Origin of the sequence: Skermanella mucosa, assembly GCF_016765655.2 — a bacterium.
Lineage (GTDB): Bacteria > Pseudomonadota > Alphaproteobacteria > Azospirillales > Azospirillaceae > Skermanella > Skermanella mucosa.
Window position 1 is genome coordinate 5,672,810 of record NZ_CP086106.1, and the last position, 23,241, is coordinate 5,696,050.

Here is a 23,241-nt window from a genome sequence, read left to right on the forward strand (position 1 = left end):
CATCCATATGAGGTTCCAGAGGAGCCGAGAGGTCAGCCATGGCTTACGCCGCAACCCCTACCGACACCGTACCCGACGCCGCGCAGGCCGAATTCGACCTGTCGATCGAGGGCATGACCTGCGCCTCGTGCGTGGGCCGTGTCGAGAAGGCGCTGCGCCGGGTGCCGGGCGTCACCGAAGCGTCGGCCAACCTGGCGACCGAGCGGGCGCACGTGGTCGGCAGCGGCATCGACGGGGAAACCCTGATCGCCGCGGTGGACCGCACCGGCTTCCGGGCCGCCCCGGTCGCCGCCGAGGAGGCGGGCGCCGGCCGCAAGGCGGCGGAGGAGGCGCGCGACCGGTCCAGGCAGGACCTGACCCGGGTGCTGATCGCCGCGGCCCTGTCGCTCCCCCTGGTCATCGGGATGGCCGGCGACCTGGCCGGGCTGGACGTCATGCCGCCGGGCTGGCTCCAGCTCGCGCTGGCGACGCCGGTCCAGTTCTGGCTGGGCTGGCGATTCTATGTGGCGGCCTACAAGGCGGTCCGCGCGGGCGCCGGCAACATGGACCTGCTGGTCGCCATCGGCACCTCGGCCGCCTGGGGGCTGAGCACCTATCTGCTGCTTGACCAGTACCTGGCGGCCCCGGGGCCGGCAGACCACGGCGCCCACGCGCCGCACCTATATTACGAGGCGTCGGCCGTGCTGATCACCTTCATCCTGCTGGGCAAGTGGCTGGAGAGCCGGGCCAAGGGCCAGACCGCCGCGGCGATCCGGGCGCTGATGGACCTGCGGCCCGACACCGCCCGGGTGCGCCGCGACGGCGTCGAGCGGGAAGTGGCGGTCGAGCGGGTGCGGGTCGGCGACATCGTGGTGGTTCGCCCCGGCGAGCGAATCCCGGTGGACGGAAGGGTGCGGGACGGCGAGGGCTCGGTCGACGAAAGCATGCTGACCGGCGAGAGCCTGCCGGTGGAGAAGGCGCCGGGCTCGGCGGTCACGGGCGGGTCGATCAACGTGGACGGCATGCTGGCGCTGGAGACCACGGCGGTCGGATCGGAAACCATGCTCGCCCGCATCGTCCGCATGGTCGAAGGCGCCCAGGCGTCCAAGGCGCCGATCCAGCGGACGGTGGACCGGGTCAGCGCCGTCTTCGTGCCGGTCGTGCTGGTGATCGCCGCCGCGACCTTCGCCGCGTGGTGGGCGCTCGGCGGCGACCTGGAGGCGGCGATCCTGACCGCCGTGTCGGTGCTGGTGATCGCCTGCCCCTGCGCGCTCGGCCTCGCCACCCCGACGGCGATCATGGTCGGCACCGGCTCCGCCGCGCGACACGGCATCCTGATCAAGGACGCCGAGGCGCTGGAACGCGCCCATGCGGTCACCACCGTCGCCTTCGACAAGACCGGCACCCTGACCGAGGGCAAGCCGCGGGTGACCGACCTGGTCCCGGCAGAAGGCACCGGTCGCGGCGAGTTGCTGCGGCTGGCCGCCTCTCTCCAGCAGGGCAGCGAGCATCCGCTCGCCCGCGCCGTGCGCGACCTGGCCGACGCGGAGGGCGCCGCGGCCATGCCGGCGACCGGCTTCAAGGCGCTCGCCGGGCGCGGCGTCTCGGGCCAGGCCGAAGGCCGCTCCCTGCTGCTGGGCACCCGCCGGCTGCTGGCCGAGACCGGGATTGCGCCGGGACCGCTGGCGGAGGCGGCGGACGCCCTGGAAGCGTCCGGCCGCACGGTGTCCTGGCTGGCCGAGGCGGCGCCGGAATCCCGCGTGCTGGGGCTGGTGGCGTTCGGCGACACGGTCAAGGCGGGCGCCCGGGAGGCCGTCGCGGCGCTGCATGCCCGCGGGATCGAGGCGGTGATGGTGACCGGCGACAGCGCGGGTGCCGCCGGCGCCGTGGCGCGGGAGCTGGGGATCGACCGGGTCTTCGCCGAGGTCCTACCCGGCGACAAGGCCGACGTGGTGGCCCGGCTGAAGGCGGAGGGGAAGACCGTCGCCATGGTCGGCGACGGCATCAACGACGCGCCGGCCCTGGCCTCCGCCGATGTCGGCATCGCCATGGCGACCGGCACCGACGTCGCCATGCACACGGCGGGCGTCACGCTGATGCGCGGCGACCCGGCCCTGGTGGCGGGATCGCTCGACGTGTCCAGGCGGACCTACGCCAAGATCCGGCAGGGGCTTTTCTGGGCCTTCGCCTACAATGTCGTCGGCATCCCGCTGGCGGCGCTGGGCTATCTCAGCCCCATCCTCGCCGGCGGCGCCATGGCGCTCAGCTCCGTCAGCGTCGTCGCCAACGCGCTGACCCTGCGGGGCTGGACGCCGAAGCGGGACGGACGATGACCGGTGGACTAGATGCTGTAGTCGGGCTCGGGCAGGCTCTGGTCCATCGCCAGGGCCGCCGCCGGGCCGCTGCACCAGCCGACGACCTTGGCCGGCACGCCGACCACCGTGGCGCACTCCGGGACCTCCTTCAGGACCACGCTCCCGGCGCCGACCTTGGCGCCGCGCCCGATCACGATGTTGCCCAGGACCTTTGCGCCGGCCGACAGCAACACGCCGTCGCGCACCTTCGGGTGCCGGTCGCCGTGCTCCTTGCCGGTGCCGCCCAGGGTCACCTCCTGGAGGATCGAGACGTTGTTGCCGATCTGCGCGGTCTCGCCGACGACCAGGCCGGTGCCGTGGTCGATGAAGACGCCGCGGCCGACCGGCACCGCCGGGTGGATGTCGATCGCGAACACCTCGGACACCCGGCTCTGCAGGAAATGGGCGAGGCTGTGGCGCCCGTGGGTCCACAGCCAATGGCCGATCCGGTGCCACTGAAGCGCGTGGAAGCCCTTGAAGTACAGGAACGGCGTCAGATAGCTGTCGGCGGCCGGGTCGCGCTCCAGGATGGCGATCAGGTCGGCGGCGCCTGCCTCGACGATGTCCGGGTCTTCCGACAGGGCCTCGTGGGCCAGCCGCTCCAGCCGCTCGGACGGCATGTTGCGGTCGCCCAGCTTGTGGGCGAGCAGCGCTCCCAGCGCGCCGGCGTAATCGTCATGGAACAGGACGGCGCCATGGATGAAGCCGCGCAGGATCTCCTCCTCCGAGGAGATGCGGACCGCGTCGGCACGCAGCAGGCCCCAGACCATGTCGCTGGCGCGCGAGGTCGGCCGTGAAGCCGCTTCATCCCCAGGTGCTGCGAATTCCGGTACTGCAAACTGTACTTCACTCATGGACCCGGTGCTCCCAAGCGCGACGATATCATGACCGGACCGCGCCGCGACGGCCGACATAGGAACGGAAAATAAGGTCTTCCGGTTCTGACGCAATGTCGATCGTCACAGCCGATAGAAAAGTCGTTACACCCAATAAAGAGGATTGCCATGGCTGCCGGTTGCTGCAACGGCGGATGCTCCTCCACCAAGCCTCCGGTGGACAAGACCTATCGCCGTATCCTTTGGACAGCCCTGGCGATCAATGCCGGGATGTTCCTGACCGAGCTGGCGGCGAGCGCCGCGGCCGATTCGGTCTCGCTGCTCGCCGATTCGGTCGATTTCCTGGCCGACGCGGCGAACTACGCGATCTCGCTTCTGGTGCTCGGCATGGCGCTCCGGTGGCGCGCCCGCGCGGCCCTGCTGAAGGGCGTGTCGCTGGGAGCGGTCGGGCTGCTGGTGGCCTTCCAGACCGCCTGGAATGCCTTCAACCAGACAGTCCCGGAAGCCGGGATCATGGGGGCCATCGGGGCGCTGGCGCTGGCGGCCAACATCGCCTGCGCGCTGCTGCTCTATTTCCACCGCGAGGGCGACAGCAACCGCCGCTCGGTCTGGATCTGCTCGCGCAACGACGCCATCGCCAACCTGGCCGTCATGGCCGCGGCCCTGGGCGTGTTCGGCACCGGCACCGGCTGGCCCGACATCGCCGTGGCCGCCATCATGGCAACGCTGGCGGTCTGGGGCGCCGCCCAGATCATCCGCCACGCCCGGGAGGAACTGGCCGGCATCGCCCCAAACGTCGCGACCGTCCCGGAGGAGAAAATACACAACGTCCCTGCTGAATAGGTTCAATTCACAAATAAGATATCCAGCCGGCTGGCGCTCCTGTAGCTTGGGCCTCCATGACCCACCGGGGACGGAGACTCCCGTGGGCAGGCCAGAAGAGAGGAACCCCAAGCCATGAGCGCCACCGGCAACACCCCCGATTCCCCGAACCCCGGTGTCCCGCACCCGGAAACCCTGGTACTGCATGCCGGATACCGGTCCGATCCGGCGACCGGCGCCGTCGCCGTGCCGATCTACCAGACCACGTCGTACCAGTTCGAGCATACCGAGCACGCGGCGAACCTGTTCGCCCTGAAGGAACTGGGCAACATCTACACCCGCATCATGAATCCCACGACCGACGTGCTGGAGAAGCGCATCGCGGCCCTGGAGGGCGGCGTGGCGGCGCTGGCGGTCAGCTCGGGCCAGGCTGCCTCGGCCCTGGCGGTGCAAAACCTGGCGCAGGCGGGCGACAACATCGTCAGCTCCACCAACCTGTACGGCGGGACCTGGAACCTGTTCGCCAATACCCTGAAGCAGCAGGGCATCGGGGTCCGGTTCGTCGATCCGGCCGACCCGGAGAATTTCCGCCGCGCCACCGACGAGCGCACCCGCGCCTACTATGCCGAGACGCTGCCCAACCCCAAGCTTACCGTGTTCCCGATCCGCGAGGTCGCCGACATCGGCCGGCCGCTGGGAATCCCGCTGATCGTGGACAATACCGCCGCCCCGATCCTGGCCCGGCCGTTCGACCACGGCGCCGCCGTCATCGTCTATTCGACCACCAAGTATATCGGCGGCCACGGCACCTCGATCGGCGGCATGATCGTGGACAGCGGCAGCTTCGACTGGGCCGCCGACCCGGAACGCCAGCCGCTGCTGAACCAGCCCGATCCCAGCTACCACGGCGCCGTCTGGGTCGAGGCGGTCAAGGGGATCGGGCCCGTCGCCTACATCATCAAGGCGCGCACCACCCTGCTGCGCGACCTCGGCTGCGCGCTCAGCCCGTTCAACGCCTTCCAGATCCTCCAGGGGCTGGAGACGCTGCCGCTCCGCATCCGCGAGCACAGCCGGAACGCGGCCTCGGTCGCCGAATACCTGTCCCGGCATCCCAACGTGACCAAGGTGATCTATCCCGGCCTCCAGCAGGGGGACGAGCGCACGCGCGCCGACGCCTATCTCAAGGGCGGCTACGGCGGCCTGGTCGGTTTCGAGCTGCAGGGCGGCCGCGAGGCGGGCCGGCGCTTCATCGACAGCCTCAAGCTGCTCTACCACGTCGCCAACATCGGCGACGCGCGCAGCTTGGCGATCCACCCCGCCAGCACCACGCACTCGCAACTGTCGATCGAGGAGCAGTTCGCCACCGGCGTCAGCGAGGGCTATGTCCGCCTGTCCATCGGCATCGAGCATATCGACGACATCATCGCCGACCTGGAGCAGGCCCTGGGGCAAGCCGGCGCTCGATGACCGGATGATCTCCGCGGGCACGTGTCGCCCGGATCGCCGCGATTCCACGGCTTTTCGACGGCGGATCCGTCCCCGAAAGCGGTTTTCGATCGTTCACCTTGGAGAAGCGCTTCCGCGAAGGCGGGAGCGCGCTCCAATCACCATCGATCGAGGAAAATTCCATGTCGAAATCGGCGCTCATCGTCGGTGCCGGCGGCATCGTCGGCGGAAACCTGGCCGACAGGCTCCTGGACCAGGGCTGGACCGTCCATGGGCTGGCGCGCCGCCCCTCGTTCCGCCGGCCGGAGATCAAGCCGGTCGCCGCCGACCTGTCGAAACCGGAGGAGACCGCGGCAGCCCTCAAGGGCCTGGACGTCAGCCATGTCTTCATTTCCGCCTGGTCGCGGCAGGCGACGGAAGCCGAGAACTGCCGCGTCAACGGCGGAATGGTGCGCAACCTGCTGGATGCCGTCGGGTCCGCTCCCGACCTGCGGCATGTCGCCCTGGTCACCGGGCTGAAGCACTATCTGGGGCCGTTCGAGGCCTATGGCGCCGGCGCCGTGCCGGAAACCCCGTTCCGCGAGGAGCAGGGGCGCCAGCCGGTCGAGAATTTCTACTATGCCCAGGAGGACGAGCTGTTCGCCGCATCGGCACGGCAGGGTTTCACCTGGAGCGTCCACCGGCCGCACACCATCATCGGCTATGCGGTCGGCAACGCCATGAACATGGGCGTGACGCTGGCGGTCTACGCCACCCTCTGCCGCGAAGCCGGCCTGCCCTTCGCGTTCCCCGGCTCGCCGACCCAGTGGAGCGGCCTGACCGACATCACCGACGCGCGCCTGCTCGCCCGCCACCTGGAATGGGCCGCCACCTCGGAAGCCGGCCGCAACGAGGACTTCAACGTGGTCAACGGCGACGTTTTCCGCTGGAACTGGCTGTGGCCGCGCCTCGCGGCTTATTTCGGGATCGAAGCGGCACCTTACCAGGGCGAAGCCCGGCCGCTCGAACAGGCGATGGCGGACGCCGGCCCGATCTGGAGCGGGATCGCGGAACGCCACGGGCTGGTCGAAAGCGACCTGACCCGGCTGGCGTCGTGGTGGCATACCGATGCCGACCTGGGCCGCCCCATGGAAGTGGTGACCGACATGACCAAGAGCCGCAAGGCCGGCTTCCTCGACTATCAGAGCACGCCGGACAGCTTCTTCGACCTGTTCGCCCGCCTGAAGGAGGACAGGATCATCCCGGGCTGATCCGGCCCGCCGGGCAGGCTACCCGGCGCTGCGCAGCATTTCCCGGGCTTCGCCGGCGCCCTGGAGCGCCCGGGCGAGGGTCATCCCGTCCAGGATCTCCGAGGTCGCGTCATGCACCTTGGCGAAGACCCGGCGGACGGCGCACCGCTCCTCGTCCACGCATTCCTCGCAGCGGCGATAGGCCATGCGGCTCAGGCAGGGCAGCGGCGCCAGCGGGCCGTCGATGATGCGCACGATCTCGCCGAAGGAAATCCTGTCCGCCGGCTTCAGCAGCGCATAGCCGCCGTTCTTGCCGCGCCAGCTCTGCACGACGCCCTGGTGCTTGAGGTCCAGCAGGATCTGTTCGAGAAAGCGCTTGGGCAGCCGCTGGCGCTCGGCGATGTCGCCGATCATCAGCGACTGGCCCTCGTCCAGTTCGGCGAGCACCAGCAGGGCCTGCAATGCGTACTTGGCTTTCTGGGACAGCAACCCCCGGTTCCTCTGGCTCAGGCCGAAACAGGACCGTCCATGGGGAAGGCCTTTGATTGGTCGTACAATATAGAATGCGCTGCGGTGCGTTCAAAGTCGCGTATCCCGGGTCGCGCGGTTTCGGACGGTTTGGTGCAAACCTGTCACGATCCGCGCCCAAGGGCCGGGCTACCCCTAAATCAAGCCGGAACCGCCCGGGAGGCACCGATGTTTATATGCCACCTCTTGGACGGGTGGAAATAAAGATGCGGACTTCACTGGTTTCGCTTTTCGCTGCATTTGGCATGGTGGGCGCGATGCATGGCCCGGCATTTGCCGAGGACAAGCCCGCGGACGGGAATTTGGCCAAAGGGGATTCGGCCAACGGGGATTCGGTGGTGATCGAGGGCGAGGCCTCGTTCTACGGCGGCAAGTTCAACGGCCGCAAGACCGCCAACGGCGAGACTTTCAACGAGAACAAGATGACCGCCGCCTCCAAGGAACTGCCGCTGGGCTCGACGGCGACGGTGACACACGAGGAGACCGGCAAGTCGGTCGACGTGAAGATCAACGACCGCGGTCCCTATGTGGATGGACGGGTGCTCGACCTGTCGAAGGGCGCCGCCAAGAAGCTGGACATGATCGACGACGGCACCGCGCCGGTCAGGATCGAGGCCGATCCGGACAAGCAGCCCAACGACAAGGTCCGCGAGAAGGTCGAGGACTTGGCGGAGAAGAAGAACGGCGGCGCCGGCGGAAAGGAAACCGGGGGCAAGGAAACCGCCAGGGCCGACTGACCGGCCGAGGAACACCAGCTCGCGGCCTTTCTCCAGGTGCCGCCTCCCCCATTCGGACTTGATTTCCTTGAAGCGGTCCAGCATCGGGTCCGGGCCGGAATTCACCGAGCCCATAGGGGCTGGATCGCCTCCGGACGCCGGTCCGGCTTGCCGGCCCCGCTCAAGGAACCCTGCCTGTTCCGATCCCGTTAGAGGATTGGAAACATCAGGAGATCCTATAGTGGAATTGGACAAGAAAACCGTGGCCGGAACCGTCGCCGCTGCCGCCGTGGGCGCCATCGGTGCCGCCGTCGCCTACAATGCCCTCGCCGGCGGCGAAGGAAACGCGGATGCCAAGCAGCCGAAGCAGTCCCGCCCCACGGCCAGGCAGGAAAAGGCCGCGCCGACAGGCGCGATCAACATCAACCAGGCGCCGCCCAGCCATCTGACGAGTCTGAAACATATCGGGAAGGCGCGGGCCAAGCGCATCCTGGCGAGCCGGCCCTTCAGGTCGGTGGACGAACTGGTCAGCCGGGGACTGGTCCCGGAAGAAGTCCTGACCCGGCACCGCGACCGGCTGACGGTCTGACGACGGAGCCTGAAACATCGGCTGCCCCAGGAGGTGCCGATCTCCAATGCCGCCTGACCTGCCTCAACCCGCCCTCCGGCGGACCTGCAGGGCCTTGAGGCAGCGGTCGATCCACTGGGCGGTCAGCTTCTCCTGGACGCCGTTCTGGCGCAGCCGTTCGTTGAGGCTCGGGAAGTCGACGCGGTCCAGATCCTGATCCTGGTTGAAACAGGAAAAGACCACCGTCTCGGCGCCCGTGGCCGGGTCCTTGTGTGCCTGGAGGCACTGGGCGCAGATCTCTTTCATCATGCATTGCATGGGGCTGTTGATCGAGCCGATCGCCACGTGCCTAGGCTTCAGGTGCGGCGCCAGGACGGTGTGGCGGGCCAGCGCCACGGCATGCATCATCCGGTCGGAGCCGATCGCGACGATGCGGTCGACCTGATCCAGGGGAATGGCGGGCTCACCCAGTTCGCCGTCGGCATAGGCCTGCATCGCGCGGACGATGTTGCCGACGAATCGCCGGTCGCCCGGCCGGCCCGGCTCGAACCCGGGCGCCTCGTCGGAGCACCAGACCACCAGGTCGGCCGCCGCCTCGATCTGATCCACCTTGTAGCGGTCGACCAGCTTCTTGTATCCGGCGAAATAGACCACCCGATTGCCCTTGGCCCGGCAGGCCTGCCCGATCGAGAACAGGACGGCGTTGCCCAGGCCGCCGCCGACCAGGCAGACGGTCTCTCCCTCCGGGATCTCGGTCGCGGCCCCGGTCGGCCCCATCAGGACCACGGGATCGCCCGCCTTGAGCAGGGCGCAGAGGTCCGACGAGCCGCCCATCTCCAGCACGATGGTGGACAGCAGGCCGTGCTCGCGGTCGACCGACGCGCCGGTTAGCGCCAGCCCCTCCATGGCCAGCGTGGTGCCGTCCACCTGGTGGGCCAAGGTCTCGAAATTCTGCAACCGGTAGAACTGGCCGGGCTGGAACCGCCCGGCGGCGCGCGGCGCCCTGACGACGACCTCGACGATGTTGGGGGTCAGCCGGACCACGTGGTGGACCGTGGCCCGCAAGTCGTGGTTCGCCATGTCGATCACGGCGTCCGCCGGCACCGCGGTGGGCTTGCGGCGGGCCAGCACGCGGGAGATGACGGGATAGCCCTGCTTCGCTCCGCCCATGGCCTTGACCACGTTGCCGCCGAAGGACGGGTGCAGGTCGCCGAAGAAGGACACCGAACGGCCGTCGGGATGGCGGCTCATCAGCACATGGACCGCCCCCGGCTTGCAGGATTTCTCCGGGACGGCCGGGTTGCCGTCCTCGTCCAGAGCGCGGAAATAGCGCCCGTCCAGTTCGATCCACTCCGGCTCCTCGCGCGCCAGGACCGTGTTGGGCTGGGTCCCGGCCGCGATCAGGATCGTGCGGGCGGGCAGCAGCACGTCCTCGGCGGCCGGCGCCACCACGCCGTCCGGCCCCACCGCCTCGTGGCGGAGGTGCAATCCCGAAGCGTGCCCGAACCGGTCCACCTCGACCGCGCGCGGGCTGACGCCCTCGACGAAGCGGATGCCCTCCGCAAGGCCGTGCTCGACCTCCTCGTGGTTCAGGGTATAGCTGGGAGAGTCGATCAACCGGCGCCGGTAGGCGATCGTCGCCCCGCCCCATCCATCCAGGAGCTTCTGGAGCTTGGGCGGATGGCCCTCGATCCGCGCCCTCTCGCGCTCCGCCCGGATCGCCCGGGCGTGGGCGATGAACTCGTCCGCGGTCAGGCGCTCCTCCTCCGACCAGGCCCGGCGGACCGCCTCCTCGCCCCGCTCGGCCGCCAGGATCTCGTAGCGGCGCAGGAACTTCTCGACCTGCACAGGGTAATAGGCCAGCGACTCGGTCGCCGTGTCGATCGCCGTCAAACCGCCGCCGACCACCACGATGGGCAGGCGGACCTCCAGGTTCGCGACCGATTCCTCCTTGGCGGCGCCGGTCAGCTGCAGGCCCATCAGGAAGTCCGACGCCTGCCGGACGCCGCGCGCCAGCCCGTTGCGCATGGGGATGACCGTCGGGCGCCCGGCGCCGGCGCACAGCGCGATATGGTCGAAGCCGGCCTCGAAGGCGTCCTCGATGGTCAGGGTGCCGCCGAAGCGAACGCCGCCGACCATCACGAACTGGCGCCGCCGCTCCAGCAGCAGGCGGATCAGCTTCAGGAAGTTCTTGTCCCAGCGGACGGTGATGCCGTACTCGGCGACGCCGCCGAAGCCCGCCATGATCCGCTCGTCCAGATGGTCGCGCAGGTCAGCGATCTGGTGGATCGGCCTGAAAGGCACCCGCCGGCCCATGGGCAGGACGCCCGACAGGTCGGCCGGCAGGGGCTCGATCTTCAGCCCGTCGATCGCGACGACCGTGTGCCCGTCGTTCAGCAGATGGTGCGCCAGGGTGAACCCCGCCGGCCCCAGCCCCACCACCAGCACCTTGTAGCCGCTGTCCGGCCGCGCCAGCGGGCGCCTTATGTCCAGCGGGTTCCAGCGGGTCAGCAGGCTGTAGATCTCGAACCCCCAGGGCAGTTCGAGAACGTCCTTCAGGGTGCGCGTCTCCGCCTGCGGGATGTCCACCGGCTCCTGCTTCTGGTAGATGCAGGCCTTCATGCAGTCGTTGCAGATGCGGTGCCCGGTCGCGGCGCACATCGGATTGTCCGCGACGATCATGGCGAGCGCCCCCACGGCATGGCCCTGGGCCTTGACCGCGTGCATCTCGGAGATCTTCTCCTCCAGCGGGCAGCCGGTCAGCGTCACGCCGAACGGGCTCTTCTGGTACTGGCCGGTCTTGCGGTCGCGCAAACCCTTGGAGCAGCTGTCCTTGCCCTGGTGATGGCACCAGATGCAATAGTTCGCCTCGTCCAGCGCGCCGATCAGGTCGGTACCCGGATCGGTCAGGCCGAAACCCTGGCGCAGCCGGCGCCGGGACTCCGGCAGCCGCATCATGGTGACGCCTGCGGCCTCCACCGTTTCCAGCGGCACCAGATGCTCGGGATCGGTCCTGTGCGGCACCTGGAACAGCACGCCATGCCCGTGCCGGGCCCGTCCGGGCCCGGAGTGGAGCGCCCAGGCGGCGTAACGGACCGCCAGATCCAGCTCGGCTGCGTGGCCGGCCTCGTCCTCGCTCCAGGCGAGGACCGCCCTGGCGAAGGTCAGCTCGTCGAACTGGATTCCCAGATGCGCTTCGAGCGCCACCGTCAGCGCGTCGCCGTCCAGCCCGGCGGCCTCCTCCGGCCGGTACGCCTTTGCGGCCCGGCGCTGGACGAACAGCCGCTTTGCGGCATAGAGCGGCGCCAGTTCGTGATGGCGCGCGGCGAGGTCGCGCAGCGCTCCGCCGATGCCGAACAGCAGGCCCGCGAAATCGTCCAGATGGGGCGCCAGCTCGATCAGGACGGCGCTTTCCGCCGCGGCATCCGGCGCCGCGGGTCCGGCTCGGGCGGCCAGCAGCCGGTCGGCCAGGGCGGCGTCCGCCTGCCGCAGATGGTCGATGAAATGCCGGTCTAGCTTGACGAGCCCGGCATGTTCGTACAGGTCCGTGAAGGCAAGGCCGAAGCCGAGACTGAGTTCCGTCATGGCAGGCGTGGCGCCCCTGTGCTGGCCTTCACTCACCGGCCGGCACTCACCGGCCGATTTCCGGATCGGGCTGCCGGCGGTCTCCAGGGCAAGCCCGCGTCGTCAAAAAACCGATGCCTGGATTTGTAACACGCCGCCGCTTTCCCGCCACGCCGAAACCCCGGCCGCCGGGAACCCCGCGACCAGCGGACGCACCCCCCGGAAACCGCTTTGTCAAGAGTCCCTTGGTCAGAAGTTCCGTTGCGGGCTCCGATTGAACTCCAGCTCGGCCGGGTCGAGCTGGAAGCCCACCACCACGCCGTAGTTTGCGGCGCTGGCGCCTTCGGGCAGGGGGATCTGCTGCTGTAGCTCCTCGATGGAGCCGCCTCGGCCCACGTTGGGCGAGAAATCGATCGTGGTGTCGAACTCGCGCTTCGCGACGATCCGCCCGCTCGGGTCGGTGATCGCGACGAAGTAGCGGTAGGCCCCCTGGGTATCCCGGGTCCCGGGACCGCGCTCGGCCCCCAGCACCAGATTGAGGTTGACGGTCACGCCGTCGCGGCCATATTCGCACCCGCCGGTGTAGTCCAGCACCGCGGCTCGCGACGTGACGTCCGTCAGGTCGCGTCCGCCGGCGCGAAAGCGGGTCACCTCGCGGGTCTCCTCCGGAATCGTCACGCGGGGGCAGGCCAGCGGGACGGCGTTCGCTTCCGCCGCCGCGGGAGGCTGGCCATCGGTGCCGGAGCAGGCCGCCGTCAGGGGTATGACGGCTGCCAGCAATGCGCCGCGGGCTTTCCTGCCAAGCGTTCCTATATTACGGTCGGGTCCGAAAAACATCGCCACTTGATGACTCGCTTGTAGGTTCGTGCGGTGCGACTGTAGAGCAAGGTATCGGCGCCGCACAAGCCGGCCACACCATTCCTCCTCCGGCGGGACGCTCCGCCGGGGGTACCAAGTGCAAGGTTGAACTATGTCCAGGCCTCTGACCATCCTGCTGGCCAGCCCGCGGGGCTTCTGCGCCGGGGTTGACCGCGCGATCCAGATCGTCGAAGTCGCGTTGGAAAAATACGGCGCACCGGTCTATGTCCGCCACGAGATCGTCCATAACCGGTTCGTCGTCGAGGGACTGGAAGCCAAGGGCGCCGTCTTCGTCGACGAGTTGGACGAGATCCCCGACGACGTGCCGGTCGTCTTCTCCGCCCACGGCGTGCCCAAGGCGGTCCCGGCCGAGGCGGAGCGGCGCCGGATGTTCTATCTGGACGCCACCTGCCCGCTGGTCAGCAAGGTCCATATCGAGGCCGAACGCCACCACGAGCAGGGCAGGCAGGTGATCCTGATCGGCCATGCCGGGCATCCGGAGGTGGTCGGCACCATGGGCCAGCTTCCCGAAGGCAGCGTCGTGCTGGTCGAGAGCGTCGGCGACGTCCCCAGGATCGAGGTCGCGGACCCGGACAACCTGGCCTTCGTGACCCAGACAACCCTGTCGGTGGACGACACCGCCGCCATCGTGGCGGCGCTCCAGGCCCGCTTCCCGGCGATCGAGAAGCCGCGCAAGGAAGATATCTGCTACGCCACGACCAACAGGCAGCAGGCGGTCAAGGCGATAGCGCCCCGCGCCGACATGGTGCTGGTGGTTGGGGCGCCCAACTCGTCCAACTCCATGCGCCTGGTGGAGGTCGCCCGGACCCACGGCTGCGAGCGCGCCATGCTGGTCCAGCGCGCCGCGGACATCGACTGGGGCGCGCTGGACGACGTGCGGACGCTGGGCGTCACCGCCGGCGCCTCCGCTCCCGACGTCCTGATCCAGGAAGTCATCCAGGGCGCCCGCGACCGGTTCGACGTCACCATCGAGGAAGTGACGCTGACCCGCGAGGACGTCGTGTTCAAGCTGCCGAGGGTGCTGACGACGGCGGCGGAATAGCGCCGTGGGCCGGGGTCCCGGGGGATCCGGCCTCGGGATTCAGGGGCCGGCGCCCTTCTCGGCGCTGCGGCGGAACAGGCGCGCCAGCCCGATGGCCTCGCCGATTCCCGCAAACCCGAACCGGAACCCCGGTTCGGGCGGACGGCCGTTGGGAAACTCCGCCGCCTCCGCCCAGAGGTCGCCGACATAGGCGGCGTAATCTAGGGGCATCCGCCCGACCAGGCCGGACAGCACGCCGGCGGGGACGTTGGGTCCGGTCGCCAGGACGATCCGCCGGCCCAGCCCCATGATGAAGTCGTGGTTCTCGTCCGTATCGAAATCCGCCATCCGCCCGATCTCCAGCAGCCTGGCGATCTGGTCGGTGATGTCGAGTTCGACACCCGTGTCTTCGTTGACGAGAATCATGCTTGGTGGCTCCGGAAGCGAAAGATAAACAATGGCCGTCAATTCACATGCCTGACGCGGGATACTTCCCGCACGTAAGACCATCACAAAGTAATTGGCCACCTGTGACATTTCTCCGTGCCTTTTTGTGCCCCACCAAGGTAAATGACAGTTATACGATGAACGCCGCGATCGGTTCGGGCGCGCCGGATTACTCCCGGATCCAGACATGTTCTATCACGATATTGAGATCCGCCAGGTCCTTCAGCCGCTGGATCAGCCTTTTGCTGAGCAGCGTGCCCTTGCCGACGATGACCAGGCCGGACGGGATGATCACGTCCTTGGCCAGCACGCTTCCCGGGACCACGTCGGTCAGCGCTATCCTGACCATGCCGACGTCCGGCGCCTCGGGAGGAACCGGCAGTGGGCGGGTCGGCAATCCGGCCTTTTCCGGGAGCCCGGACTTTTCCGGCGGCGGCTCGTCGAAGCCAAGCCGCACGTCCACCTTGGCGTATTCGCTCTCGGGGCGGACCGTGCGGATCTCCTCGCCGAAGACCCGGGCCAGCCGGGAGGCGAGCGCGCCCTGGGATACCGGCTTGACGATGAAGCCGTTGATGTCCAGCGCCATGGCGCGGCTGACCAGTTCCAGGTCCGAATGGCCGGTCAGCATGATCACCGGCAGGTCGCGGCGGCAGCCGTTGGCCCCCGAGCGGATCGCCTTCAGCATCTCCAGCCCGTTGATCCGCGGCATGTTCAGGTCGGCGATGACCGCGTCGAACTCCATCCTGCCGCCTTCCAGCATCCACAGCGCGTCGGCCCCGTTCTCCGCCTGATAGACACCCTTGGCGCCGAGATATCCCAGCAGACGGCCGACCAGGGCGCGCGTGAAGCGCTCGTCGTCGACGACCAGGATCGAGCGCTCGGCCAGCAGCGTGTCGGGTTTGGCCGGCATGGCGCCTACGCCACGTGGATGTAGCGGAGTATGAAGTCCTGGACGGCATAGGCCGCGTCGCGGACATCGGCATGGATCCCGTCGAGTTCCTCCCAGCCGGCCTCGCGGGAACCGTATTCCAGCGCCTCCAGCAGGCGCGCCAGCTCGATGGCGGCGGCGTTGCGGGCGGCGCCCTTGGCCATGTGGGCGGCCACCTTCACCGCTTGCCGATCCCGCTCGCCCAGTTGCTGGGCGAGGCCGTCGAGCAGCGGCGGGAAGGTCTCGACGAAGAAGCCCAGGACCTCGCGCAGGATTTCCGGATCGTCCAGGCCGATGATCTCCGCAAGCTGCGCCAGGTCCACGGGACCGGAGGCGGCAGCGGGCGCCGGGCCGGGACCGGAATCGGCAACGGGAACGGTGGCCGCGCCCGGCAGGGCAAGGGCCCAGGTGCGGATGATCTCCGCCAGCTTCTCGATCCGCACCGGCTTGGCGACATAGTCGTCCATTCCCGCGTCGAGGCATTTCTGGGCGTCGCCGTGAAGCGCGTTGGCGGTCATGGCGACCACGGGAGTCCGACGGTTTCCCTCTCCCTGACCGGCCTCCCAGGCGCGCAGCGCCCGGGTGAACTCGTAGCCGTCCATCTCCGGCATGTGGCAGTCGGTCAGGATCAGCGAATAGGTGTTGGCGCGGGCAAGCTCGAACCCGGCGGCGCCGTTGTCCGCCAGGTCGCAGTCGAGGCCGAGTCGGCGGAGCTGCCGGCGGGCCACCATCTGGTTCATCTGGGTGTCGTCGATCACCAGGATGCGCAGGCTGTCGGCCCGGTCGCCCAGGCTGCCCGAGAGCGCGCGCAGGTCCCTGGCCGAGGAGTCCTCCACAAGGGTCTGTGCGAACTGGCCGGCCGCGGCGGCGATGCCGTGGCGCAGCTGGTCGCGGCGCAACGGCTTGGGCAGCGACGCCGCGAATCCGGCGGCGTAGATCCGGCGGTTCAGCCTCGGGTCGGGCTTGGGCGCCATCAGCAGCATGCGGGTCGACATCGGATCGACCCGGCCGGTGAAGGACTGCCACGCGCCCTCCCCCGCCACAAGGTCGATCACGGCGATCTGGAAGGCGTGGCCGGCCCGGCGCGCCTCGGTGATCGCGGCGATGCCCTCCTCGGCGCAGTCGGCCAGTTCCACCTTGGCGCCGAAGTCGGTCAGCATGTGCGGCACCGATCCGGCGGTCACCGCGTCGTCGGTCACGACCAGCACCCGCAGGCCCTCGGTGTCGGTCAGTTCCGGCAGCACGGGCGGGGCCAGGATCTCGACCGGGATGGTGAACCAGAAGCAGGCGCCCTGTCCCGGCACGCCGTCGCACTCGATGGTGCCGCCCATCATCTCGACCAGCTTCCGGCAGATCGCGAGCCCCAGGCCGGTGCCGCCGAACCTGCGGGTGGTCGAACCATCCTCCTGGGTGAACGGCTCGAACAGGGAAGCCGCCTTCTCCGGCGCGAAGCCGACGCCGGTGTCGGCCACCTCGAAGCGCAGCAAGGGCTGCTCGCCGTCCTCGTCCACCCGGGACAGGGTCAGGGTGACGCCGCCGGCCCGGGTGAACTTCAGGGCGTTGCCGGCAAGGTTCATCAGGACCTGGCGCAGCCGCAGCGGGTCTCCGAGGATGGTGGCCGGGACGCGCGGGCCGATCGTGGCGGTCAGCCGGAGGTCGCGCTGCCGCGCCTGCGAGGACAGCAGGACCACGACGTCGCGCAGGATCACGGCGGGAGCCGCCTCGGTCTTCTCGACGTCCAGCTTGCCGGCCTCGATCTTGGAGAAGTCGAGCACGTCGCCGATGATCTGGAGCAGGGTCTGGGCCGCCTCGTCGGCGGAATGAAGCAGCTCACCCTGCTCGACATCGATTCCGGTCAGCTTCAGCAGCTCCAGGTTGCCCAGGATGCCGTTCAGCGGAGTGCGGATCTCGTGGCTCATGTTGGCCAGGAACGAGCTCTTGGCCCTGTTCGCCTCCTCCGCCGTGCGCAGCGCGACGTCCGCCGCGCGGAGCGCCATGTCCAGGTCGCGCCCGCGGCGCTGCGCCTGCTCGACCTGCCGCTTCATGTAGTCGATCGCGGTGCCGATGCCGGCGTAGCGGCCCGCGTCGGCGATGACGAAGCCGTTGACCAGAGCGTCGGGCGCCTCGTTCGCGATGCGCAGGCCGATCTCGTCCAGGCTGGCCCCCGCATCGACCACCAGCGGGGTCCGGTGCATCAGCGATTCGATCGGCCGGCGCTGATAGAGGTCGCGCATGAAGGGCTTGGCCAGGATGGACAGCAGGTCGGTCCGGCTGACCAGCCCGACGACCCGGCCGTCGTCGTCGACCACCGCAAGGGCCGGCCATTCCGAATGGTCGACGAGATGCTGGACGACCGCCTCGCAGGCGGTCTGGAAGTGGACCGGCGTCAGCGGCACCAGCATGTCCGCGGCGCTGAGATCGCGCCCGCGGGGGACCGGATCAAGGGTATCGTCGGAGGCGGCGGTCCGGAAGTCTGGCCGAAGGTCTGGCACGATCATTCTCTGGTAGTAGCGCGGACGCACTTTTAGACAAAAGCGTTGCGTCCGCGTGACTCCAGCATGAATTTCTTACGTGCCGGTCATCGATGAGCCGTTTTCCCGCGTATGCCCGCCGTGGACCTAGTTGAGATCGCCCAGCATCGCCTCGAGCGACGGCGCGTCGAAGATGTCGTCCACCCAGCGATCCAGGTCCTCGGGCGACGCCTCGCGCACCCGCCGGACCGCCGCCTCCGGAAGCGGTCCGAATCGGCGTCCGAGTTGCCTGAGCAACATGTCCGCCCTGGCTTCGGCCCGGCCCTGGACCAGGGCTTCGGCGCGTGCCTCGTCAAGATATTCGCGGAGCGCTATCGACACCACTTTCTCGCCCTCCCTCGGCACGATACGGCCCAGCATGGCCTTCAACCGCTTGCGGTCCAGGGCCTCGGCCGCCCCGAACAGATACCTGACCACCGATACGATCACCGTCAAGCCGGCCCCCGCCGCGGCCGACAGCAGGCGCTCCAGAGTCTCCTGCGGGTCGGCGTCGCGGCCGGCGTATTTCAGCACCAGCAGTCCGGCCTGCAGGTCGGGATGCCGGGACAGATCCTCGTCGGCGATGGCCGCCAGGTCGACCAGGACATAGCCGAAATCCAGCAGCCCGGCCTCCACCAGCCCGGCCGGCATGCCGTAGGCGTCGCGCAGCCGGGTCGGCAGCGACCAAGTCCGGGTGCCATGGTACAGCACCACGGCATAGACCGGAACCGGTACCATCAGCACCGTGCCGTCGGCCAGCACCCGGCGCACCGCGCCGCGCACGGCGGTACCGCCGAGATAGCCCAGCACCTGCGGGAAGGTGCCCTGGTCGGGATTGCTCTTGTGCTCGCACAGGACCATCACCTGCAGCGGATCGCCGTTCCAGGTGCTCAGGGCGTAGAGCCGGTCGCCGCGGCGTTCGCGGAGCGCGGCGTCGACGAAGCTCTCGGACCGGTCGACCGCCGGGGCGTCGGACAGGCAGGCGGCTACCGCCGCCGGCAGCCGCTCGCGCAGGAACGCGTCGGCGATGCCGGGCTGGTCCAATAGCTGCTTGGCGAACTGGTCGTGCCGCCGGATCAGCCGCTGGCTGCCCTTCTGGTGGCCGTCCTTGTGGTGGCCGTCCTTCCCGTCGTCGCTCTCGTCACCGCTCTCGTCGTCGTTCTCGTCGTTCATCGGGGCACCACTTCGGTCGGACGTCCGTCCACACTTTCGTATGGCGGCACCCCCGCCGGCTCAAGGACGGCGATGTCGCAGGCGGCAGGCCCGGGATCCCGCCCCAAGCGGCGCTTGACCCCCGATCGGAAAAGGGTTAGTTGCCGAACCGCCATGGCCGTCTATACCGAAGTCTCCGACGAGGACCTGAACGCCTTCATCGCCCAGTACCCGCTGGGCGCGGTGCTGTCGTGCAAGGGCATCGCCGAAGGGGTGGAGAATTCCAACTACTTGCTGGTGACGGAGAGCGGGCCTTACATCCTGACCCTCTACGAGAAGCGGGTGAACCGCGCCGACCTGCCGTTCTTCCTGGGCCTGATGGAACATCTGGCGGCCAAGGGGGTCGGCTGCCCGGTGCCGCTGCACGGCCATGACGGGGAGGCGCTCCGGGAGCTGTGCGGCCGGCCCGCCGTGCTGGTGACCTTCCTGAACGGCATGTGGCCACGGCGGATCGCCCCGTACCATTGCGCGGCGCTCGGCGAGGCGATGGCCGCCATGCATCTGGCCGGGGCGGATTTCACGATGGGCCGGGCCAACAACCTGTCGGTCTCCGGCTGGCGGCCGCTGTTCGAGGCCTGCACGGACCGTGCCCACGAGGTCAAGCCGGGCCTGGCGGAAGCGCTGGCGGCTGAGCTGGACCTTCTGGAAGCGCGCTGGCCCTCGGCCGAGGGGCCGGACGCGCTGCCCTCCGGCGTGATCCACGCCGACCTGTTCCCCGACAACGTGTTCTTCCGGGGGCGCGACCTGTCGGGATTGATCGACTTCTATTTCGCCTGCACCGACCTGCTGGCCTACGACGTGGCGATCTGCCTGAACGCCTGGTGCTTCGAGCCCGACGGCGCGTTCAACGCGACCAAGGCGCGGCTGCTGCTGTCGAGCTACCGCAAGGTCCGGCCGCTGTCCGACGCGGAGCTGGCAGCCCTGCCGCTGCTGGCCCGCGGCAGCGCGCTGCGGTTCCTGCTGACCCGCCTGTACGACCTGCTGAACCACCCCGCCGGGGCCTTCGTCAAGCCGAAGAACCCGCTGGAGTACTGGAACAAGCTGCGCTTCCACCAGCAGGTGCGCGGCCCCGGCGACTACGGGCTGGAGTGACCGGAATGGGCACCGAATCGAATGGTCCCAAGGTCGTAGACATCTATACCGACGGGGCCTGCAGCGGCAATCCGGGACCGGGCGGCTGGGGCGCCATCCTGCGCTACGGCGCCGTCGAGAAGGAAATGTGCGGCGGCGAGCCGAACACGACCAACAACCGCATGGAACTGATGGCGGCCATCCAGGCGCTGGAGGCGCTGAAACGCCCGGTCAAGGTCCGGCTCCACACCGACAGCCAGTACGTCAAGGACGGGATCACCAAGTGGATCCATGGCTGGAAGGCGCGCGGCTGGCAGACCGCCGACAAGAAGCCGGTCAAGAACGTCGAGCTGTGGCAGCGCCTGGACGCCGCCAAGGCCGGCCACGAGATCGAGTTCCACTGGGTCCGCGGCCACGCCGGCCACCCGGAGAACGAGCGCGCCGACGAGTTGGCGCGCAAGGGCCTCCAGGAGGCGCGGCGGCGGTGAACCGCGCCCGCCCGAGTCAGAATTCCAGGTTGACCGCGATCACGGCCACGTAGCCGTCACCGACCTCCGGGTCGTCGTCGTCGAAGAAGATCAGGTCGGGGCCGATGGTCAGGCCGGAAGCGACCTGATAGGCGGCACCCACGGCGTAGATGTCGATGCCCCGGCCGGTCAGGTCGACCTTCTGGTACTGCGCCGCGACGCCCCAGGCATCCGTCTCGTAGCTGACGCCGACGTTCCAGGACCTGGCGTCCGGGTCGTCGGTCTCGATCAGGCTGTCGCCGTTGTCGTTGTAGGCGCCGCCGATCTTGAAGCCCTGGTAGCCGACCTGGGCGCCGACGCCCCAGGCGTCGAAATCCTCCGCCTCCGTCCCGTCGTTGGCGTCCCCACGGACATAGCCGGCGCCGATCTCCAGCGAGAAGCCGGCGACCTCCCGCTCATAGCCGATGCCGACCTCGATCAGGTCCTTGTAAAGGTTGTCCGTATCGGGATCCGTCGGATCCAGGGCGACGACGTTCTGCCCTTCGCTGTCGAACTGGGGCGCGTACGAGACGCCGGCCCGCAGGCCGCCGAACTCCGGGGTCATGTAGGTGACCTTGGTCGAATCGGAGGTATCGGTCGGCATCAGCAGGTCGTCGGTGTCGATGTCCGGGCCGGCGAAGTCGAACCAGTCCTCGTCGATCTGGCCGTTGCCCACGGTGGGCGCGAAGACGAACAGCTGGTCGGCCGCGCCGTCCTGGTCGCCGAACTCGAAGCGTCCCCAGGTGCCGCCGAGATAGACCGAGGCCTCGTCGGTGACAATACCGCCGCCGGCACCCTCGTTCTCCAGCTCGATCCGCGCGCCGTAGAGCAGGCCGTTGTCGGCCTTGCCATCGGCGGCGACATGGATCTCGACCTCGTTCTGGAACTCCCGGCTGGTGGCGCCGGGGGCGTCGCTGTCGAAGGTGGCGGCGCGGAAAGTCGTGTAGCCGCCGAGCTTCACCGTGAGCTGAGCTTCGGCGGACTGCGGCTGCATCACCGCGAGCGCCGCTCCGGCGAGCAACGCAGCGCTCAAGACCTTCGATCTGGACAACATGAAACCGCTCCGAAATGCATGGACTCTGGAGCGGAGTATTCAGGATAGGTCAATCCCTGACCAGAATAGCAAAAGCATAATCATACCGATTTTTCTTCCTGTGCCATATCGGCGACACCCGGAAGGTGGACTATATGCGATCTGTCCTTAAGAAAAAGAAGTATTCATGAAACATGACTGAAACGCTACTGAAATCATGCATTTTACATTTCGGTCCTCAATCCGGACTTCCGAAGCGTTCCGCGGTCGGGGACCCGCCGAGCGGATCTGCGGGCTTGTCCGATTCCCGGGCTTTCCGCATCTTCAGGTTGGCTTCCTGCGCTTCCTGCCCCGACTCTTCGTCGAACAGCCTCTCGACATCCCGCGCGTTCTCCGCGGGATCGCTCTTCACGGCATCGGAAAGATCGGGAACCGGCTTCTTTTCCACGGCGCTGCTCCTTGGATGGATCGCAGCGTGAACACTCCGGCGCAGGCTCCGGTTCCAGCGCCGCCCGTCCTTCACCCCAACCGATTGTTGCCCCAGCGTATCACACCCGAACTTCCCAGCGGCCGGCGCGAAAAAGATGCGGCGCGGTCGGGGCATGGCCTGATATGAAAGATAGGGTTACCTGCCAGGGAGTTTGGGAATGGGGTTCCGGGGGCATCGGCTCGCGGTATTGAGCGTTGCGGTCTGCCTGTCGGTATCGGCTCCCGGAGCCGGTCCGGCCGACGCGGCCGATCCGAAGAGCGCCGACGTGCAGTGGGCGCAGACCATCCTGAAGGACAAGGGATTCTTCAAGGGCCGTCCCAACGGCGACATGAACGACCCGACCCGTGCGGCCCTGCGCGCCTATCAGAAATCGGCCGGACTGAAGCAGACGGGGCAGCTCGACCACGCGACCACCAGCCATATGCTCGCGGCACGCCAGGCCGCGACGGCGCCGACCATGGGCAATCTCGCCGGGCCGAACGGCCGTCCCCAGCCGAGCCAGGCCCCCCGCGGCGAAGCGCCCAAGCCGGTGGCGGCGCCGAGAACCCAGGTCGATTCCCACGGCACGCCCGAGGGCGTGCAGGCCCTGGGCGTGGTCGGCCAGTCCGGGACCGCCGGGAACTCCAGCTACACCGCCCCCGCTCCGGTGAGGCGCGCGGCGGCGCCCGGCGAGCCGGTTCCCCAGGCGGCGCCGCGCACCGCGGTCGATTCCATCGGACAGGCCCCGCCGGAGGGCATGCGCGAGGCGCCGGATCCGGCGACCAGCGGAATCACCGTGCCGGAATGGGTGCGCACCGGCGTGATCGGCATCCTGGCCGCCGCCTTCGGCATCGCCGGCCTGACCTTCTGGCTGAGCGGACGGCGGCCGTCGCGCAAGCGCACCGCCGCCGGTGCGGCCGCCCCCGCGGCCCAGCGGCGGGAACCTAGCTTCGAAGGCGGCAAAGCGGCGGCGGGCGGCGCTCCGGTGCTGCGCGCGACCAGGCCCTCCTGACCGGATCGCAGCCCGAAACTGTTCGGCACCGAGGCAAATTGCTGCATCGCAGCAAAAGCGCTGGGCAGGGATGACCGACCCGGCGTAGCATCGCGGCCACCGCCTCCTTCC

Annotated in this window: 20 protein-coding genes; 10 read left to right on the forward strand and 10 right to left on the reverse strand. The window is 68.8% G+C overall.

Annotated features, from left to right (window positions below; all coding sequences use genetic code 11):
- The first annotated feature begins 38 nt into the window (after positions 1–38).
- Positions 39–2,312 (forward strand): heavy metal translocating P-type ATPase, encoded by a 2,274-nt coding sequence (locus JL100_RS26360; protein WP_202684005.1) that lies wholly within the window; start codon positions 39–41, stop codon positions 2,310–2,312.
- Positions 2,313–2,320: 8 nt separating this feature from the next.
- Here JL100_RS26360 and cysE read toward each other — a convergent pair whose 3' ends face one another.
- A complete protein-coding gene (gene cysE, locus JL100_RS26365; protein WP_323378324.1) occupies positions 2,321–3,187 on the reverse strand; it encodes a serine O-acetyltransferase in 867 nt (288 codons plus the stop codon).
- A gap of 150 nt (positions 3,188–3,337) precedes the next feature.
- Here cysE and JL100_RS26370 point away from each other — a divergent pair, with 150 nt between their 5' ends.
- The 3 genes from JL100_RS26370 to JL100_RS26380 all read left to right on the forward strand — a co-directional run bounded on the left by JL100_RS26370 (position 3,338) and on the right by JL100_RS26380 (position 6,687).
- Complete coding sequence (locus JL100_RS26370) at positions 3,338–4,012, forward strand: cation transporter (RefSeq protein ID WP_202684004.1); 675 nt, start codon at positions 3,338–3,340, stop codon at positions 4,010–4,012.
- 114 nt (positions 4,013–4,126) lie between these two features.
- Positions 4,127–5,458, forward strand: coding sequence for an O-acetylhomoserine aminocarboxypropyltransferase/cysteine synthase family protein (locus JL100_RS26375; RefSeq protein WP_202684003.1), 1,332 nt, complete (start codon positions 4,127–4,129; stop codon positions 5,456–5,458).
- 161 nt (positions 5,459–5,619) lie between these two features.
- Entirely contained in the window at positions 5,620–6,687 is a 1,068-nt protein-coding gene (locus JL100_RS26380; RefSeq protein ID WP_202684002.1) for an SDR family oxidoreductase, read from the forward strand.
- Between the two features lie 18 nt (positions 6,688–6,705).
- Here the strand turns inward: JL100_RS26380 and JL100_RS26385 are convergent, their stop codons facing one another.
- On the reverse strand, positions 6,706–7,155 hold the full coding sequence (locus JL100_RS26385) for an RrF2 family transcriptional regulator (RefSeq protein ID WP_202684001.1): 450 nt from the start codon (positions 7,153–7,155) through the stop codon (positions 6,706–6,708).
- Positions 7,156–7,496: 341 nt separating this feature from the next.
- Between JL100_RS26385 and JL100_RS26390 the strand changes: the two genes are divergently transcribed.
- Together JL100_RS26390 and JL100_RS26395 are read left to right on the forward strand one after the other, a co-directional pair.
- Positions 7,497–7,931: a septal ring lytic transglycosylase RlpA family protein gene (locus JL100_RS26390; protein ID WP_228420921.1), complete on the forward strand. Its 435-nt coding sequence runs from the start codon at positions 7,497–7,499 to the stop codon at positions 7,929–7,931.
- A gap of 226 nt (positions 7,932–8,157) precedes the next feature.
- The gene (locus tag JL100_RS26395; protein WP_202683999.1) at positions 8,158–8,499 is read left to right on the forward strand and encodes a ComEA family DNA-binding protein; all 342 of its coding nucleotides are present in this window, start codon (positions 8,158–8,160) and stop codon (positions 8,497–8,499) included.
- Positions 8,500–8,562: 63 nt separating this feature from the next.
- Here the strand turns inward: JL100_RS26395 and JL100_RS26400 are convergent, their stop codons facing one another.
- Both JL100_RS26400 and JL100_RS26405 read right to left on the reverse strand, forming a co-directional pair.
- Positions 8,563–12,063 (reverse strand): FAD-dependent oxidoreductase, encoded by a 3,501-nt coding sequence (locus JL100_RS26400; RefSeq protein WP_202683998.1) that lies wholly within the window; start codon positions 12,061–12,063, stop codon positions 8,563–8,565.
- Between the two features lie 228 nt (positions 12,064–12,291).
- Positions 12,292–12,822, reverse strand: a complete 531-nt coding sequence (locus JL100_RS26405; RefSeq protein WP_228420922.1) for a hypothetical protein — start codon at positions 12,820–12,822, stop codon at positions 12,292–12,294.
- Positions 12,823–13,012: 190 nt separating this feature from the next.
- Here JL100_RS26405 and ispH point away from each other — a divergent pair, with 190 nt between their 5' ends.
- Positions 13,013–13,963, forward strand: a complete 951-nt coding sequence (gene ispH / locus JL100_RS26410) for a 4-hydroxy-3-methylbut-2-enyl diphosphate reductase (protein ID WP_202683997.1) — start codon at positions 13,013–13,015, stop codon at positions 13,961–13,963.
- A 39-nt stretch (positions 13,964–14,002) separates the two neighbouring features.
- Here ispH and JL100_RS26415 read toward each other — a convergent pair whose 3' ends face one another.
- From JL100_RS26415 to JL100_RS26430, 4 genes are all read right to left on the reverse strand, one after another.
- Entirely contained in the window at positions 14,003–14,368 is a 366-nt protein-coding gene (locus JL100_RS26415; protein ID WP_202683996.1) for a hypothetical protein, read from the reverse strand.
- Between the two features lie 190 nt (positions 14,369–14,558).
- Entirely contained in the window at positions 14,559–15,299 is a 741-nt protein-coding gene (locus JL100_RS26420; RefSeq protein WP_202683995.1) for a response regulator, read from the reverse strand.
- Positions 15,300–15,304: 5 nt separating this feature from the next.
- Entirely contained in the window at positions 15,305–17,809 is a 2,505-nt protein-coding gene (locus JL100_RS26425) for an ATP-binding protein (protein WP_202683994.1), read from the reverse strand.
- A gap of 126 nt (positions 17,810–17,935) precedes the next feature.
- Entirely contained in the window at positions 17,936–19,000 is a 1,065-nt protein-coding gene (locus JL100_RS26430; RefSeq protein WP_202683993.1) for an Rpn family recombination-promoting nuclease/putative transposase, read from the reverse strand.
- A 153-nt stretch (positions 19,001–19,153) separates the two neighbouring features.
- Between JL100_RS26430 and JL100_RS26435 the strand changes: the two genes are divergently transcribed.
- Together JL100_RS26435 and rnhA are read left to right on the forward strand one after the other, a co-directional pair.
- Entirely contained in the window at positions 19,154–20,131 is a 978-nt protein-coding gene (locus tag JL100_RS26435; protein WP_202683992.1) for a homoserine kinase, read from the forward strand.
- A gap of 5 nt (positions 20,132–20,136) precedes the next feature.
- Complete coding sequence (gene rnhA / locus JL100_RS26440) at positions 20,137–20,598, forward strand: ribonuclease HI (RefSeq protein WP_202683991.1); 462 nt, start codon at positions 20,137–20,139, stop codon at positions 20,596–20,598.
- A 16-nt stretch (positions 20,599–20,614) separates the two neighbouring features.
- On the opposite strand, the gene JL100_RS26445 is transcribed toward rnhA, so the two are convergent.
- Positions 20,615–21,670, reverse strand: coding sequence for a porin (locus tag JL100_RS26445; RefSeq protein WP_202683990.1), 1,056 nt, complete (start codon positions 21,668–21,670; stop codon positions 20,615–20,617).
- A 217-nt stretch (positions 21,671–21,887) separates the two neighbouring features.
- Complete coding sequence (locus tag JL100_RS26450) at positions 21,888–22,097, reverse strand: hypothetical protein (RefSeq protein WP_228420923.1); 210 nt, start codon at positions 22,095–22,097, stop codon at positions 21,888–21,890.
- 199 nt (positions 22,098–22,296) lie between these two features.
- Between JL100_RS26450 and JL100_RS26455 the strand changes: the two genes are divergently transcribed.
- On the forward strand, positions 22,297–23,130 hold the full coding sequence (locus JL100_RS26455; protein ID WP_202683988.1) for a peptidoglycan-binding domain-containing protein: 834 nt from the start codon (positions 22,297–22,299) through the stop codon (positions 23,128–23,130).
- Positions 23,131–23,241: the final 111 nt, after the last annotated feature.